19 protein-coding genes are annotated in these 14,967 nt (G+C 43.1%); 10 read left to right on the plus strand and 9 right to left on the minus strand.

The annotated features are described in order from the left end of the window. Nucleotides 1–3: 3 nt before the first annotated feature. Nucleotides 4–624 (minus strand): hypothetical protein, encoded by a 621-nt coding sequence (locus EPX21_RS01205; protein WP_240768452.1) that lies wholly within the window; start codon nucleotides 622–624, stop codon nucleotides 4–6. Nucleotides 625–681: 57 nt separating this feature from the next. Then, on the minus strand, nucleotides 682–1,152 hold the full coding sequence (locus tag EPX21_RS01210; protein ID WP_134087860.1) for a (2Fe-2S)-binding protein: 471 nt from the start codon (nucleotides 1,150–1,152) through the stop codon (nucleotides 682–684). Nucleotides 1,153–1,580: 428 nt separating this feature from the next. On the opposite strand from EPX21_RS01210, the gene EPX21_RS23000 reads away from it, so the two are divergent. From EPX21_RS23000 to EPX21_RS01255, 9 genes are all read left to right on the plus strand, one after another. After that, a complete protein-coding gene (locus EPX21_RS23000; protein ID WP_240768473.1) occupies nucleotides 1,581–1,727 on the plus strand; it encodes an XdhC family protein in 147 nt (48 codons plus the stop codon). Nucleotides 1,728–1,794: 67 nt separating this feature from the next. Further along, nucleotides 1,795–2,784, plus strand: coding sequence for a GTP 3',8-cyclase MoaA (gene moaA / locus EPX21_RS01225; RefSeq protein WP_134087861.1), 990 nt, complete (start codon nucleotides 1,795–1,797; stop codon nucleotides 2,782–2,784). Further along, nucleotides 2,781–2,957 (plus strand): hypothetical protein, encoded by a 177-nt coding sequence (locus EPX21_RS22565; RefSeq protein ID WP_166670648.1) that lies wholly within the window; start codon nucleotides 2,781–2,783, stop codon nucleotides 2,955–2,957. The genes moaA and EPX21_RS22565 overlap by 4 nt, the downstream gene beginning before the upstream one ends. 18 nt (nucleotides 2,958–2,975) lie before the next feature. Next, nucleotides 2,976–4,973 (plus strand): TonB-dependent siderophore receptor, encoded by a 1,998-nt coding sequence (locus tag EPX21_RS01230; protein WP_134087862.1) that lies wholly within the window; start codon nucleotides 2,976–2,978, stop codon nucleotides 4,971–4,973. 3 nt (nucleotides 4,974–4,976) lie between these two features. Next, nucleotides 4,977–5,705 carry a sulfite exporter TauE/SafE family protein gene (locus EPX21_RS01235; RefSeq protein ID WP_134087863.1) on the plus strand — a complete coding sequence of 243 codons (729 nt, stop codon included), beginning with the start codon at nucleotides 4,977–4,979 and terminating at the stop codon, nucleotides 5,703–5,705. 248 nt (nucleotides 5,706–5,953) lie between these two features. Continuing rightward, a complete protein-coding gene (locus EPX21_RS01240) occupies nucleotides 5,954–6,214 on the plus strand; it encodes a hypothetical protein (RefSeq protein ID WP_134087864.1) in 261 nt (86 codons plus the stop codon). A gap of 26 nt (nucleotides 6,215–6,240) precedes the next feature. After that, nucleotides 6,241–6,468, plus strand: coding sequence for a MoaD/ThiS family protein (locus EPX21_RS01245; RefSeq protein ID WP_134087865.1), 228 nt, complete (start codon nucleotides 6,241–6,243; stop codon nucleotides 6,466–6,468). Nucleotides 6,469–6,471: 3 nt separating this feature from the next. Next, nucleotides 6,472–7,572 carry a HesA/MoeB/ThiF family protein gene (locus EPX21_RS01250; RefSeq protein WP_134087866.1) on the plus strand — a complete coding sequence of 367 codons (1,101 nt, stop codon included), beginning with the start codon at nucleotides 6,472–6,474 and terminating at the stop codon, nucleotides 7,570–7,572. Next, entirely contained in the window at nucleotides 7,565–8,005 is a 441-nt protein-coding gene (locus EPX21_RS01255) for a molybdenum cofactor biosynthesis protein MoaE (protein ID WP_134087867.1), read from the plus strand. Before EPX21_RS01250 ends, EPX21_RS01255 begins: the two co-directional genes overlap by 8 nt. A 521-nt stretch (nucleotides 8,006–8,526) precedes the next feature. Here the strand turns inward: EPX21_RS01255 and EPX21_RS01260 are convergent. The 7 genes from EPX21_RS01260 to EPX21_RS01290 form a co-directional block, all read right to left on the minus strand. Further along, complete coding sequence (locus tag EPX21_RS01260) at nucleotides 8,527–8,913, minus strand: hypothetical protein (RefSeq protein WP_134087868.1); 387 nt, start codon at nucleotides 8,911–8,913, stop codon at nucleotides 8,527–8,529. Between the two features lie 18 nt (nucleotides 8,914–8,931). Continuing rightward, nucleotides 8,932–11,007 (minus strand): conjugal transfer protein MobC, encoded by a 2,076-nt coding sequence (gene mobC / locus EPX21_RS01265; RefSeq protein ID WP_370450915.1) that lies wholly within the window; start codon nucleotides 11,005–11,007, stop codon nucleotides 8,932–8,934. Continuing rightward, nucleotides 10,944–12,236: a relaxase/mobilization nuclease domain-containing protein gene (locus tag EPX21_RS01270; RefSeq protein ID WP_134087869.1), complete on the minus strand. Its 1,293-nt coding sequence runs from the start codon at nucleotides 12,234–12,236 to the stop codon at nucleotides 10,944–10,946. The genes mobC and EPX21_RS01270 overlap by 64 nt, the downstream gene beginning before the upstream one ends. Continuing rightward, nucleotides 12,224–12,613, minus strand: a complete 390-nt coding sequence (locus EPX21_RS01275; RefSeq protein ID WP_134087870.1) for a plasmid mobilization relaxosome protein MobC — start codon at nucleotides 12,611–12,613, stop codon at nucleotides 12,224–12,226. Before EPX21_RS01275 ends, EPX21_RS01270 begins: the two co-directional genes overlap by 13 nt. A gap of 174 nt (nucleotides 12,614–12,787) precedes the next feature. Beyond that, complete coding sequence (locus EPX21_RS01280; protein ID WP_134087871.1) at nucleotides 12,788–13,540, minus strand: hypothetical protein; 753 nt, start codon at nucleotides 13,538–13,540, stop codon at nucleotides 12,788–12,790. Further along, complete coding sequence (locus tag EPX21_RS01285; protein WP_166670649.1) at nucleotides 13,530–13,871, minus strand: toprim domain-containing protein; 342 nt, start codon at nucleotides 13,869–13,871, stop codon at nucleotides 13,530–13,532. Before EPX21_RS01285 ends, EPX21_RS01280 begins: the two co-directional genes overlap by 11 nt. After that, nucleotides 13,828–14,268, minus strand: coding sequence for a hypothetical protein (locus tag EPX21_RS01290; protein WP_134087873.1), 441 nt, complete (start codon nucleotides 14,266–14,268; stop codon nucleotides 13,828–13,830). Before EPX21_RS01290 ends, EPX21_RS01285 begins: the two co-directional genes overlap by 44 nt. 330 nt (nucleotides 14,269–14,598) lie before the next feature. Here EPX21_RS01290 and EPX21_RS01295 point away from each other — a divergent pair, with 330 nt between their 5' ends. Beyond that, nucleotides 14,599–14,901 carry a hypothetical protein gene (locus EPX21_RS01295; RefSeq protein WP_134087874.1) on the plus strand — a complete coding sequence of 101 codons (303 nt, stop codon included), beginning with the start codon at nucleotides 14,599–14,601 and terminating at the stop codon, nucleotides 14,899–14,901. Nucleotides 14,902–14,967 lie beyond the last annotated feature (66 nt).

A 14,967-nucleotide genomic window follows, 5' to 3' on the forward strand; every position in this document is an offset into this window, starting at 1 on the left:
GTTTTATGGAGCATAAGCACCGTTTTTTAGCCAGGTAATCCAGGCTTCCTTAAACTCTTTATGACTTAACGGAGGCAAGGTCCGTCCGTCACCTGGTTCCCATCCCCAAAGCACTAAGTCGTCATCTGCATGATCGATCAGCGCTTTCATATCTTTATGTCCGTTTTGAGCAGGATCAACGAGTTGTTTTGCCAATTCTCTAGCACTTTTTCCTTCAAAGACCATTTTCATATCAGCAGGTGGAAGATGCCAGTTTGGATTGCCGGGAGGAGTATGTGTTCCAAGAGTGTTTTCACTTTGGTGGCAATTGGTACATTTCATGGTCAAAATACCTTTTCCATCTTTGCCCCGTTGGGGCAACATTGCATGCAAATGACTATCATCTCCCTGTAAAGGTACATCGCCGGCCGGATGACAGTTGACGCACCTGGGGCTCATCAATACGCTATACACTTTAGAAAATGCCTCTACGGATTTAACGCTATCCTTCTTCGAATGAACTGTGGATACTTTCTTATCTTTTGGATCAAATGCTGCTGATCCGGAATGTGCAGATATCTTAACCATTAAGGTCATCAGGATGGCTAAAACCGATAATGCTGTTACCAATCTATAGCTACGCATGTCTTTTTTTTGTCCAGTTTTACTTTCCATCTCCTAAGTTGTTTATGTTTGAGCCGTTTACTTTAATTTAGTTTGGATTTCGGCAGCTAAATGAATCGCTTCCCTGATTCTCAGGTAGGTACCACATCTGCAAATATTGCCTGTCATGGCCAGATCAATGTCCTCATCGGTGGGATTTGGAATCTCCCGGAGCAGTACAGCCGCAGACATAATTTGTCCTGACTGGCAATATCCGCATTGAGGCACATCTACCTGTTCCCATGCCTTTTGTAAAGGGTGGTCTCCATGCTCCGAAAGGCCTTCTATTGTAACGACTTCCTTTCCAGCGGCACGATTTATTTTTGTCACACATGACCGTACAGCCTCTCCCTCTAAATGAACAACGCACGCACCGCAGGCAGCAACTCCACAACCGTATTTGGTGCCAACTAAGTTTAAATGGTCACGTAAAACCCATAATAAAGGCGTAGATGGGTCAACATCTACTGAATATTCTTTGCCGTTGATTTTCAAATTTGTTGTTGCCATGATAGTTGTTTAGAATATTTGATCATTATTATTTAATTAATACCGTTAAGACCTTGTAAGCCCATTGATAGAATGTGTACCTGTCGCCTTATAAAGGGGATTGGTAACCGCTGCTAATACAGGTTATATAACGGTATTACTCACTTCTCAAAATATGCGCTCTACAAAAATGCCGTAAAAAGAATAATATACTGTATACAAATTACTGATTTAACTACCAATATTACTGATGAAGTGATTAATAAGACCAGAATCTTTTAAATTTGGATTATAGGTTAAACAAAGTTATTAGCCACCATTTTTAAGGTACCCTTGATAGTCTTTTACGTTTTAATAGATTTTGCTTATTGCTAAGCGGCATATTACCCATGAAAGAAATAAACGACATCATCCGGGCTTACGAAACGACATTGGGAAACAACCAATCTATGGCTCTTGCCACAGTTGTCAAGGTGGAAGGTTCTTCCTATAGACAGCCGGGAGCGCGCATGCTCGTCACATGGGATTGGACATCGGGGCAGAAACTTCTGAAGAGATCGCCATCTCGGTTCTATCTGAAATCAAGGCCATTCTGAGTGGAAGAAAAGGAAGCTCACTGAAGCTTCTGACAACAAAAATACATGATGATATTCGAACCATACGATGACAGAAAGGATCATAGATAACTTCGGACGAGTCCATAATTACCTACGGATATCCCTCACGGATAACTGTAATCTGCGGTGCTTCTATTGCATGCCGGAGGAAGAATATGCCTTTACTCCGCATACCAAACTGATGCAGGCAGACGAAATCAGGCAATTGGCGAAACTCTTTGTGAACAATGGTGTAACGAAGATCCGTTTGACAGGTGGTGAACCTCTCGTGCGAAAAGACGCACCAGAAATCATCCATGCCCTATCCGAACTACCGGTCGAATTGACTATGACTACCAACGGCATACGGATTGATGACATGCTACCCCAGATCGTGGATGCAGGCTTTAGCAGTATCAACATCAGCCTTGATACGTTACAAAAGGATAGGTTTGCTCAGATTACACGCAGAGATTACTTTGACCGCGTTTGGCGTAATATCGACCTGCTCCTTGACAGGCAAATACAGACCAAACTCAATGTTGTATTAATGAAGGGGTTGAATGACGATGAAATACTGGACTTTGTAAAACTTACAAACCTTTATCCCCTGGAAGTACGTTTTATTGAATTCATGCCCTTTGAGGGTAATCACTGGTCGAGCAACCAAGTGTTAACACTGAATGAAATCCTCGACAGAATAAGTGAGGTCTATACGATAGAGCCACTTGAACAGCGGCCCCACGACACGACCAAACCGTTTGCCATCCATGGACATATAGGAAAGATTGCAGTTATCAGCACCATGACTATGCCGTTCTGTGAAGATTGTAACCGTATGCGACTGACTGCGGATGGAAAATTGAAGAACTGTCTTTTTTCAAAGGAAGAAACGGATCTGCTATCGGCATTGCGAAACGGTGAAGATGTCCTTCCATTGATACATCAGAGCATACGTTCCAAACCGAAATCCCTGGGCGGACAATTAACAGAAAATTTTAAGGATATAGAAGCCGATTCCCTAACGAACCGGAGCATGATAAGTATTGGCGGATGATAAAAAAGACAGCTATAATCGTATTGGCGGCAGGAAATTCTTCCCGGTTGGGAACACCTAAACAACTTCTCGGTTTTGAAGATAAGAGTTTACAGGCAAACTGTCCGATAGTTATTCCTGAAGATGATGAAGCGGTTTTATCAGGAGCAGATATTGAAGCTTATTTACTATAAAAATTCTATACCTTATACATGAATTTAAAATTTCTTTTACCCGCATTTTTATGTTTTTCGGTCCAGCAATCATGGGCGCAGTCTCCCGCTGAAACAGATAGTGTAAAGAATGTCTTTAAACTGGGAGAAGTTTCCGTGATTGGTCAAAGGAACGTGAATACCGTAAGCGCAGAGCAGATCCAAAAATATGGCAAAAACGATGTGGCCGCTGCGTTAAATCTGCTACCGGGCGTGACACTCACCTCTATTGGAGCAAGAAATGAAAGCGTGGTCAATGTTCGGGGTTTTGATCTTCGGCAGGTACCCTTATTTATCGACGGTATCCCGGTATATATTCCCTATGACGGCATGGTCGATCTGGGCAGGTTTACCTCGTTTGATGTCTCGGAAGTTCAGGTTTCTAAAGGAAATGCCTCAGTGTTATATGGTCCGAACGCGTTAGGGGGCGCTATAAATGTCATTACAAGAAGACCTGAAAAAGAATTGGAAATACAGGGTGCCACAGGCTACATATCAGGAGGCTACCGAACCAATTTCAATTTCGGGTCAAAATGGACCCGCTTTTACGTGCAGGCGTCTTTTTCCCAATTGAACCGTGATTTTTTCCCGATGTCAAAAAAATTCACTCCTACTGAATTTGAAGATGGTGGACAACGGGAAAATTCATACCAGAATGATCGGAAATACCATATCAAGGTTGCATTTACTCCGAACGAAAATTCGGAATATGCCATTGCATACAGTTATCAGCAAGGCAGCAAAGGAAATCCCTTTTATGTAGGATCTGATCCCGAAAACAATCAGTTAAGCAGACCCAGATACTGGGAATGGCCAAAGTGGGATAAACAAAGCATATATTTCCTTTCCAATACAGCCATAAATCAGAACCAGTCCATCAAAACACGGATTTATTATGACGTATTCAAAAACGTCCTGAACTCCTGGGATGATGCAACTTTCACAACAATGGAGCGTGGCTATGCCTTTTCAAGCATCTACAATGACTACACTATCGGCGGTATTGTGCAGCATGACTATCAAACAAGCAAACGCAACCTCCTTTCAACCTCCGTTCAATATAAGCAGGACGTTCACCGTGAATACGATTTGGGAGAACCTGAACAAAATATGAACGATGGAAATTTTACCTTAGCTATAGAAGATCGCTTTAGGATAACAGAAACATTGGACTTAACAGCTGGCGTAAATTATAATAATAGAAAGAGTTTTAGAGCGGAAGATTATAATGCCGACACGGATAAGATCAGCAATTTTCCATCCAACTCCAATGATGCCTTTAATATACAAGGCGCCTTACAGTATCGGTTAACACCTAATCAACAATTAAACCTTTCTGTTGGTAAAAAAACAAGGTTTGCTACGCCTAAGGACCGTTACTCCTATAGGATGGGTACGGCAATCCCCAATCCCGATCTTAAGGCAGAGCAGTCTGTCAACTATGATCTGACCTACAGCAACAGATTATCCAATCGCCTGTTTTTGGATGGTTCTTTATTCTACAGTAAAATCAGTAGAACCATGCTCATGGTAAACAACGTACAGTACGATGATGATGCTGACATGTGGCTCAATCAATTGCAGAACACAGGTGATAGTGAGTACTTGGGTTTTGAAGTTGCTGCAAATTATCTCATCAGTCCGGCCTTTACTATCGGATCAAATTATACCTTCATTAAAAGGAACAATATCAGCAATCCGGAAATCTACCTAATGGATGTGCCTCGTCATAAACTGATGCTCATGGCAGGTTACGATCTGAGCGATAGGTTTCGGGTACAGGCCAATATGGAACATAACTCGAAACGTTACAGTACTTCTTACGGCACGGAATCGCCGGGTTTTACGCTTTATAACGCTAGCGCAAACCTTAAGGTCTGGAAGTGGTTCTCGGTGGAAGGAGGTGTAAATAATATCTTCGATAAGAACTATACGCTGACAGAAGGATTCTATGAATCGGGACGTGTATTTTACAGTAACCTTGTCTACAAATTCTAAGCTATGGAATGGTTCTACATTATACTGTTTTTTGTCGCCTTCCTATACGCTTCTGTTGGACATGGCGGGGCAAGCGGGTACCTGGCATTGATGGTTCTGTACGGAATAGCGCCACAGGAAATGAAGTCAACGGCTCTGATATTGAACCTATTCGTTTCCCTGACTTCTTTTATCCAATATTATAGAGGGCATTTTTTCAAAAGAAACTTATTTTTGACGGTTGCCGCAGCGTCCATACCCTTTGCATTTATCGGAGGAGCGATTACACTGGACGACAACCTTTATAAACGCGTGCTCGGCATGTTATTGCTCTTTCCCATTATCCGGTTTTTCTTCTTCAGAAGTCCGGGAGAGGACGAATTAAAGCCCTATAATATTTTTGGAGCTGTGGCTATCGGTGCCGTTGTCGGATTGCTGTCCGGCATGATCGGTATCGGTGGCGGTATCATCCTTTCTCCATTGTTGATCCTGTTGAAATGGACGGATCAGAAACAGACTGCTGCCATAAGCGCTGCCTTTATTTTTGTAAATTCACTTTCAGGTTTGGGCGGCATGCTCACGCGGGGGATCACCTTCAGTGCCGAAATGTGGCTCTACATTGTTGTGGCATTCGGAGGTGGTTTGCTCGGTGCTTATCTTGGCTCGAAAAAACTGAACCAGGAAGCCCTTAAACACGTTCTTGCGACAGTACTCTTAGTGGCTGCCTATAAATTATTGTTTACAACTGCATAAAAAGAAATGAAAACGATCATTACAACTCTTCTGATTTTGTCCTATATGTGGCTTCATGCCCAGGATGCGAAAAATCTTGATATTATAACGCCTGACACCAAAAAAACAACACTTACCTTTGAAAAGATAGGCGCCTTTGGGGCTCATTCTCTGGACAGCTGCGCATATACAACCACGCGGGAAAGTACCGTTCAACCTTAAAAGGCGTTAAAGGGTCTCTATTAAAGGATGTTTTAAAGGACATTGCTTTGGGAGAGGAATCACCAAAGGTATTGAGCGAATATTACATCGTATGTATTGCGAAGGATGGGTATAAGGTAGTATTCTCATGGAATGAACTGTTCAACACGCCGATCGGAGACAGTGTTTTGGTCGTTACCAATATCAATGAGGCAACAAATGGAGAACAGGAAGATGACCTCGCATTGCTTTCACCAAAAGATATGGCCACCGGAAGGCGATACGTAAAACAGTTACAGACAATTCAATTTCTACGTGTAAGTTTATAAACCCGAAATGTTTAAAAATAAAGCAGATGAAAGTAAAAGTTCTGACATTTGGATCACTGACCGAAATCCTGGATAAAGAGTTTCCTGCTGAAGCATCGGATACAGATAGCTTGACGGCTTCACTTACTGCAAAATATGCCGGATTAAGAGGTCGTAAATTTTTGGTCGCGGTCAATAATATTATCGTTCAAGAAAACATGATTCTTAAAGAGCAGGATGTGGTGGCCCTTATGCCGCCCTATTCGGGAGGATAGAAAATGGATTGGAACGATCGTTATTCGAGACATTACAAATTGAGCGGATTTGGAGCAGCAGGACAAACTAAATTACAACAGTCCAGTGTACTGGTAGTAGGTGCGGGCGGCCTGGGTTGTCCAGCTCTGCAATATCTGGCCGCCGCTGGGGCGGGAAAGATAGGCATTATTGACGACGGTTGTATCGAACTGAGCAACCTGCAACGTCAGGTATTGTTCGGAACAGGCGAAATTGGCCTTTCCAAGGCGGAAGTCGCCGCTACAAAACTAAGATTGCTGAATCCGGAAATTGAAATCCAGGAGTATGCAGTATACCTCTCCACCGAAAACGCCGTCGAACTTGTCGAGGGCTATGATGTGGTACTCGATTGTACGGATAACTTTAATACGAGATATCTTCTAAGCGATCTATGCATGCTCTTAGATAAACCATTGGTATTCGGTGCGATCTATCAGTATGAAGGGCAATTGGCTGTTTTCAATGTCGGAGGTGAAACAACGACATACAGGCATCTTTTCCCTTTACCACCCAGCCCCCTGGATGCCTTGAACTGCAATGAGGTAGGCGTCCTTGGCGTGCTGCCCGGCATTATTGGTGCCATGCAGGCTACCGAAGCCATCAAGCTCCTGACAGGTATCGGTCAGCCACTATCTAATAAATTAATGACTATCAATCTATTGGATAATCGTACCATGCTATTGGACATTCCGAAAAACTTATTGGAAGAAATAAATTTTCCGACTTCCTTGCAAGCTTTTGAAGCTTTCGATTATGACTACCACTGCGGTATCAGGGAAACTTCGGTTCAAGGAATCAGTCCAGAGGAATTTATGGAGGTATGCCGGAAGGGCGATGTTTTGGTCGTTGATGTGCGCAATGCGGATGAACTGCCAAAACTTCCCTTTGAACATGTGCAGATACCGTTTCATGAATTGTCTGATAATTTGAGAAAAATAGACGGCAAGCACGTGATCGTGGTCTGCCAATCGGGAAAAAGAAGTCAAATTGCAGGACAATTTCTATTGGAAAAATTTGGGACGGATGCCTTTATCAGCCATTTAGAGGGTGGTGTTCTTAACCTGGAAAAATATAATAATGGATAAAAAGAAAAAGAACATATTTGTGGAGGGGGCCATTCCTCCGCTCTTGATTGCCGATAGTATAGCAAAACATTCCTCTAAGAAGGGGATCGGTGCGCATAGTATCTTCTTGGGACAGATCAGGGCAGACGAGATCGATGGCAAAACCGTCCATGAAATAGAATATACGACGTATGATGATTTCGCGCTTGTTAAAATGTCGGAAATCAGAGAAGCCATCTTTGAAAAATATTCCTTGACCTGCATGCATGTATACCATAGTATCGGAACGGTGAAGACCGGTGAAATATGCCTTTTCGTCTTCACGTCATCTGCTCACAGAAAGGCAGCCATAGCGGCGTGTGAAGAGCTCGTTGAGCGTATTAAAGAAGAACTACCGATATGGGGAAGAGAAATTTTTGAGGGCAACACCCATCAGTGGAAAGTAAATCGATAACATGGTTGACAACATTACATTCAAAAGCTACAAGTTGCACAAAGCTATTGCGACAGCTGTTATTCAGATTTCATATCCTAACACTATAGCTCTGATAGAATAAAAGCCGCATGATTAATCGACTGTTTTTAGTCGATTTACGGCCTGTCTGAGGCCTCGATAGTGGTAGTGATTTCTTTCTCCGTGGTAATTTACCCGAACTGAATCGGATAGCTGTAAGGCCGTCGGTATCACTTAAACCCAAAGCCTTTAAGACATGTAATGGCTTGGTGACCGTAGCCTAACCATTTGACACAGAAATGGCACTTAAATTGATTATTCCTGGTACATTTAGGGTTTCTCTCGGTAAGCCTTTTTGCTGTCTACCTTCTTGGATCTGAAGAGTCAGATACTTTTTCACTTCGCTCGATACCGCCAGATATTGTATTTTCTTTACCCATTTCAGTCCAATATTTTGCCAACTTATCAATCCCTAAATCTTATACGGAACGATCATCTGTGATCCCATAAATGAAAAAGTTCTATACCATATAGACCGTACCCTTTTCGGGGACATATGCTTCAATGGTTTTATGGCCAGCGGCAACCGCCATTGCGGTCCTATAAAAACCATCAATTACCAGACTCTCTGTGTAGAGCCCATTCGTCGATCGCCTTCCGATCAGTATAGGTGGCGCCTCGCCTTTCATGGGACCGATGTCATATCTATCCTCAATAAATGAATGAAGTTCAATATCCTGCCGCCTCAGTTCTTCAATATCCACTTTCATTTTAACATAGCGTTTGTCTACCACTTCTGCGTAGATGAGGTCTTCCATTACGGCCTCTACATCCCACTGTTCTGCAGCCATGATCGCACTAGCTATATCAGCTCCCGAAATCCCTTCCATCTCAATTTTCTTTTTCATGCTTCAACTTCTATATTCTCAATTTTTCTTCACTACCAGGTGTCTTAATGCGGGATCATTGATCATTCTCTCAATTTCCATGGAAACAATATCCTTTACATCCTGTCTGATCTGCTCATAATTCGCCTTTACCATTGGAGCATCCACCTGTCGAATTACCGGTATAGGAGCGTAAGCTTTTTCCTCCGCCTCTATGGCATCAAAGTCGTTTTGTATCTCACAGTGAAAGGCTTTTAAAGGTATTTTCTGTTGTGGCGTGTCGGCCACCATTCCCACAAATTCCCCTGAGGAAAGTGCTGCTATCTTAGAGGCAGGAACCGCATATTCAAGCTGCTTATTCTTGCTTACGGAAGTATCTCCGCTGTTGATCGAAAGACTCTCCCTGTCCTGCATGATCTTTCCAATCTGTTCGGATAACTGCTTGGCTGAATCTCCGGTTACCTGCCCTGAAATCACTTTACCTACAATGCTCATGATCACATCGGCCTGTTCCTTTCCATAGTCCTTGCGTAACTGACTGGCATCTTGAACCCCCAGAACACAGCTTATCAGATTCGATCTCCCGGTACTGATCGTAGGTATTACGTCCGTTGTCAGGGTAGGAAATTCGTCGAAGATGAGCATGCATTTAAGCTTGTTTTTCTTATTGATGATCTTCAGTAAGCGGTTCGTATAAAGGGAAAGAACCGCTCCATAGATCTGTATCTTCTGCGGGTTATTGCCCATGCATATCACCTTGGGATGTTCCGGATTATTAATATCCAATGAGAAATCATTACCGCTAAGAACGTAATATAGCTGTGGAGATGCCAGTCTCGCCATCGCGATTTTGGCAGATGCTATCTGCCCTTCGAGCTGCTCCATCACATCGTTCAGATAGGCATTAATGAAGGGATTTATCAGTACTTCTATTTCTTTTTCCAGTCTGAGTACAGTAAATAATTCATCGTATTCCAATTGCATAAGCTCGATCACATGGGGCAAGGTACAGTATACTCCCTCACGGTATTTACGGAGAAACCAGATAATGGCCGTGACGAAATTGATCGGTGATTCTACGAAGAAGTCCCCCTGTTTCTTCTTCCATTCGCTGTTCAGTCCAAGCAGGATCGTTCTGGCAGATTCGGAGGCATCGGTAATATCCTCCATACCCAAGGGATCCAACGGATTACCTCTGTGGGTACGGGTAAGGTCATCGAAATTGACAAAATAACAGTCCGATTTTGCCCCGTACCGGTGCCTGTTCTTCAGCCAGTGGTTATAGGCTATGATGGACAGATCGGGAAACTTGAAATCATATACAAAAAGCGTGTATGGCTTATATGAACCCGGCCGGTTCAGTACCTGACTGATAAAATGACGGATCACAAATGCTGTTTTTCCAGCCCCGGGGCTGCCCAAAACGAGGCATGCGCGAAAAACGGCAATAAAATTCAGCCACGAGTCCCGGACCTTCCCTCTGAGCCGGTATTTTGCAGGAAGATTGATGGAAAATTCATTGGTCAAGAGCCTCTCTTCCTGTGGGAAGGTTTCGTTCAGCGAATTAAAAATATCGTCCTTCAGCCTATCCTTAATGATCCTTGTAAGCAAGGTACCGTCCGTTAATATAAAAAGATATCCAACGGATGTGATGCCGATGTAAAGCAGCGTTAAGATGGTTATTTCAAGGTCTGCCAGCAGGGTCAGATAGCTGAGCAGATAGACAAGCAACCCAGAAAACAGATATGCAAATGCTGTACGATGGTCCAGCTTTTCATCTTTTCTTCCCTTCGTTCCCAGCAATGAAATAAAGAGAAAAGCTAAAGCAATAAGTTTGGATTTGTGGAAATAGCTAAAAAGTCCGGTATCCGCAACATTGCCCATTAGCCTATCGGTAAACTCCATGTGGAACCGCCATTGCACAAACCCAGCATAACAAAAATAATAAAAGTGCAATATCAATATGACCACACTTATCAGCCGCGTCATATCCAGAATTTTCCTAAGCGCCTGATCGTTCTCTCCCGTCTGCATGTCCTTCCCTCCTCTTATCAGCGGCCATCCGAAGACCTTTTCCTTTTCTTTTTTCTCTTCAACCGGTTCCGCAATTCCCACGGCAGGTGATCAGCGATATATTCCGGACCGAGAAGTGTTTCCATAAAATTTTCGATGTCCCTTCCAATGCTTCCTTCAAAGGATGGGGCGGCCGTTACCTGCTGATCGATATGAGGCAACTGCCTATCTTCGTGTTTTTCCGCAATTCCATTTTTGATTTGCAGGACGGTTTGATGGCTTTCGCCGCTCTTATTCCTGATGGCATTGGAACTGTAATTTTTACCGAGATCGCTTCCATTGAACACGCACTTACTGACATGATCCACGTAGGTAACGCCATATAATTCTCCCAACTGATTTCTTCTAAGAACCATATCAATCCCCTGTCTACCAAGTTCCTTTACCAGATCTTCCACACCGTTTTTCGGTGTTCTCAGGAGCGCCATATCCACTGCATTTCGAACCCTTGCCCGATGTTTCCGCCTAACAATTCTGTTCATCGTAAAACGCCCTTCCAAAAAAGCCAGTGTCGGTTTGTCAGGAAGCAGGCTCGCTTTGATCGGAACTCCTACAGGCTTTCCGGCGCTATCCAGAATACGGTATACGAGTCCGTTATTTTTATATATCCTGGAGTCTACGTCGCCTCTAGAGGCCTCTACATTGTACAGTCCCAACAGAGCATTCAGCTCTGTAACCGAACCGTAGCAGTAGGTATTTATTACGCCGGAAAGTACATTCGTTATGGATCTTTTTGTTTCCGATTTACCATATTCAATACAAGATGAATAGGCACTTTTCACTTTACCGGTTTCCTGTTCTTTTCCTTCTGCAGGTACGAGATTATATTTGTTCTCCAGTGTTCTTCTGGCTTGTTCAGATTTGGTTTTCCCTAGATTATGCAACTTGATCGCAGTGCCATCATTCTTTATATTGGTTGTCAAAATATGGACATGTGGATGTCCGGAATCGTAGTGCCTGTATATGAGAAACGGCTGTTCGGCGAAACCTAAATACTCCAAATAATCCACTGCAATTGCCTGTAGCTGACCGGTCGAAAGTTTCTCAGAAGGGTCAAAATTTAGGGAAATATGAATGCAGTTCCGCTTCACTGATGGACGTAATGCAGCCTGATCCGCAAGCCGGTTCAGCTTTTGGTTAAAACTTAATTGGCAACTTTCTTTTGGATAATTACCTGCATAAATACATTCGGCAACATCATCCTTGACCTTGTTTTCGTTATAGTTCAGGACAGTACGCAGGCTGCCACTGGTATGGATCACCGCAACCATTTGTCTCCCATTTTATCTATCCATTCTCCGATGATTTGAACCTGTTTCAACACTGTCCTTCGATCTATTTCATGTACCGTTGCCCACGTTGTTATCTCGCTGCTCTTATCCATCGCGTTGAGTTTTTTCACCGCCTGATTGAAGTTAACACCGACGCTGTTCAGCTCTTTCCGCAGGCGCATTATCTCGATCATAAATTCATCCAACGATCGGTCACGGGTAAACATGGTTACCGGTTTTCCGAGGATTATCCTGCGGATATATTCACTCAGTTGCGGAGTCGTACTCCGTGCACATTTGCTCTTGATCTTATCGTATTCCGTAGTTGTAAGTCGCAGACCGATAATCCTGCTCCGCTTGTCATTTTCTTTTTCCATCACTATTTCTCCTCACTCCATATCTCTTAATTTCTTACTTAGAATACTACCTTACCGACTTTGGAGGTAAAGGCAATTTCCGTTGTGTTTAACAACGGTACATCTTGCCAATTGCGGAGACCAGGCAATTGACCCTATCCCTAAAGGATTTCAGAACTCTTTTAGAAAAGTTGTTTATAATTTAGGTCCGGGCTTTTTTCCTTGCTCTTCTCTCTCCCGTTTAGAAAGCCGGTCAGGATTGAAAACCTTCAGTCTCTCCTCTTCATTAGTGATATCGCGGATAAGTAATTTGCGGTCTTTATCCCATAGTGAAAGGGAATTGATCTCCGGCTCGGCACTGATATGGAATTTACCGTACCGGTTTTTAAAAAAGGGCATATCTCCATTGACCAGTTTCATCAACCATAATTCCTTTAAGAAAAAATTGGGTTTTGTTTCCAGTTCCAAAAGGGCGAAGAGATTTTTTATCTCTACTTTTCCACCAGACTGATAGGCTTTTATGTGGACGAGTTCACCCGTACCGCTTCTATCTGCATCGAACCTGGCACGCAGCCATAACGGATCAAACTCACCAATTTTATTGGAATTCAACTGTACCGCCTTTCCGCGCAATAGGTTCGCTGCTTTACTGAATGATATAGCAGAGTTGACAAACAGCTCAGCTTTTTTCCCATTGGGCAGATTCCTTGAGACCAGAATAGCCGGTACCGGGTTCTTTGGATCAAAGGATCTTACCAGCATCGAAAAATGCAACTTATCATCTTCTATCGATTTATCCAGTTCCAGCACCGTAGGCTTTTCCGGGCTGGCAAGAAATTTTGCTACTTGCTGCTTCAGCCCTTCACCAAAAAAGGCACTATACCCTCTTCTCTCGAATCCCTCTTCTACAATCCTTGCTTCATCTGAAGCACCCATTTTATTTTCCATATCTATTTTGTTTGATTTTTCCCTTGCTTGCCAGCCATTCATTCAGGTCTTTGAAACCTTCGTACAGCGCACTTCTGTCATAGTGACACGAGCTTAAGGAACAGGCATATCCAGTGAACCGCCGGCCTGTTTCATCCCGGTCGAGAAACAGGTTGACCAGCCGGTGCTTTTCCATATATTCCCAGGCCCCTTCAAAAAAAGACAGGGAATTAAGAATTAGAAAATCAGAAGAGCTTGTTTGATAATCTCCGGAGAAAGCTAAAAGCGAGAGGAAATCAAAAAATCCCTCAAACACGTAAAGCTCTTCGGCACCATTGTCTAAAGTCGTCACCGACTTCGGGCTGCTTGAATTTTTTAAGATATGGGTTACGGAGTTCGTAGCCGCCTTTATCATTTTTGAAACCTATGGCGTAATAGCTACGACCGTACATATTGTAGTGCACCTCTTTGCAATAAGTGAAAGCGAGGTCTCTTGGGATTCCGCGAAGGTCAAGGTATTTCAGGAGAGAAACGGATTGGAAATCATTTACACTGACCACCTCGATCGCTGGAACCACTTCCCTGCTGTCTGTTGCGGGAATTACTTGTTTTGGAACATCTAAGTGTCTATCTGGATCTGAAAAATATTGCAGAAATTCACGAAAAGTCCAACCATGGTATTTTATGGCGAAATCAATAAAATCGCCATAGCTACCATCTCCCCCAATCTTTCCACCTGTTACGCGCATAGTCAACCTGGAATGAAGCGGTACGTTCCGATCTCAAAGGAGAGCGGTACCAATATGCATGCCCGCTTATCCTGACGGGCTTATGGCCCAGAGAGGAAAGATAGTTCACTAGGTCTATCCGTTTTAGATCACCAAGATCCGTTGTCGTTTTTCCGATACCCACCATACAAAACCCCCTGCACCTTTCGTTAAACAGCAACAAAATTAGGGAGGTAGTTCCCGAAAAACGATCTTGGTTAAATTCTGATCAGGTCATCCATTGGATGCCCACAATTGATGTTCAGCGGCAAAAGGCTTAACTTTATAGTCAGATCAATAACCATTCAAATTATGAAAGACATTATTTTGGCGGTGTTGCCGGTCTTCTTAACCTGGTATCTGGGCAATACCAGACTCCGCAGGAAACATGGGCATAATCTCAGCGCTTTCCTGAATTCAAAAAAAGGAAAATACCATATCAGAAACCTTATGTTTTCCGTATATCTGTTATGCTGTGTCCTAGCTTTTTGCCTTTCATCCTTACTGAACATTCAAGGCGTCAATACTTATGTATCCTTTCTCCTAGGATTGGGGGTTATTATTGCAGGACATTTTCCTTACCGGTCTTGTCAGACTGATTACGAAAGGGCATAATATAAGGAAATCTGTAGCTTGATTAATTTTTGATTAAGATCAGGAACAATCGGCTGTTTACTTTTG

The organism is Olivibacter sp. XZL3, from assembly GCF_004368405.1.
In the GTDB taxonomy this organism is placed as follows: Bacteria; Bacteroidota; Bacteroidia; order Sphingobacteriales; family Sphingobacteriaceae; genus Olivibacter.

Coding starts and splice junctions, on each gene's coding strand:
- EPX21_RS01205 (WP_240768452.1), bottom strand. CDS start 624: ATGCGTAGCTATAGATTGGTAACAGCATTATCGGTTTTAGCCATCCTG.
- EPX21_RS01210 (WP_134087860.1), bottom strand. CDS start 1,152: ATGGCAACAACAAATTTGAAAATCAACGGCAAAGAATATTCAGTAGAT.
- EPX21_RS23000 (WP_240768473.1), top strand. CDS start 1,581: ATGGCTCTTGCCACAGTTGTCAAGGTGGAAGGTTCTTCCTATAGACAG.
- moaA (WP_134087861.1), top strand. CDS start 1,795: ATGACAGAAAGGATCATAGATAACTTCGGACGAGTCCATAATTACCTA.
- EPX21_RS22565 (WP_166670648.1), top strand. CDS start 2,781: ATGATAAAAAAGACAGCTATAATCGTATTGGCGGCAGGAAATTCTTCC.
- EPX21_RS01230 (WP_134087862.1), top strand. CDS start 2,976: ATGAATTTAAAATTTCTTTTACCCGCATTTTTATGTTTTTCGGTCCAG.
- EPX21_RS01235 (WP_134087863.1), top strand. CDS start 4,977: ATGGAATGGTTCTACATTATACTGTTTTTTGTCGCCTTCCTATACGCT.
- EPX21_RS01245 (WP_134087865.1), top strand. CDS start 6,241: ATGAAAGTAAAAGTTCTGACATTTGGATCACTGACCGAAATCCTGGAT.
- EPX21_RS01250 (WP_134087866.1), top strand. CDS start 6,472: ATGGATTGGAACGATCGTTATTCGAGACATTACAAATTGAGCGGATTT.
- EPX21_RS01255 (WP_134087867.1), top strand. CDS start 7,565: ATGGATAAAAAGAAAAAGAACATATTTGTGGAGGGGGCCATTCCTCCG.
- EPX21_RS01260 (WP_134087868.1), bottom strand. CDS start 8,913: ATGAAAAAGAAAATTGAGATGGAAGGGATTTCGGGAGCTGATATAGCT.
- EPX21_RS01270 (WP_134087869.1), bottom strand. CDS start 12,236: ATGGTTGCGGTGATCCATACCAGTGGCAGCCTGCGTACTGTCCTGAAC.
- EPX21_RS01275 (WP_134087870.1), bottom strand. CDS start 12,613: ATGGAAAAAGAAAATGACAAGCGGAGCAGGATTATCGGTCTGCGACTT.
- EPX21_RS01280 (WP_134087871.1), bottom strand. CDS start 13,540: ATGGAAAATAAAATGGGTGCTTCAGATGAAGCAAGGATTGTAGAAGAG.
- EPX21_RS01290 (WP_134087873.1), bottom strand. CDS start 14,268: ATGCGCGTAACAGGTGGAAAGATTGGGGGAGATGGTAGCTATGGCGAT.
- EPX21_RS01295 (WP_134087874.1), top strand. CDS start 14,599: ATGAAAGACATTATTTTGGCGGTGTTGCCGGTCTTCTTAACCTGGTAT.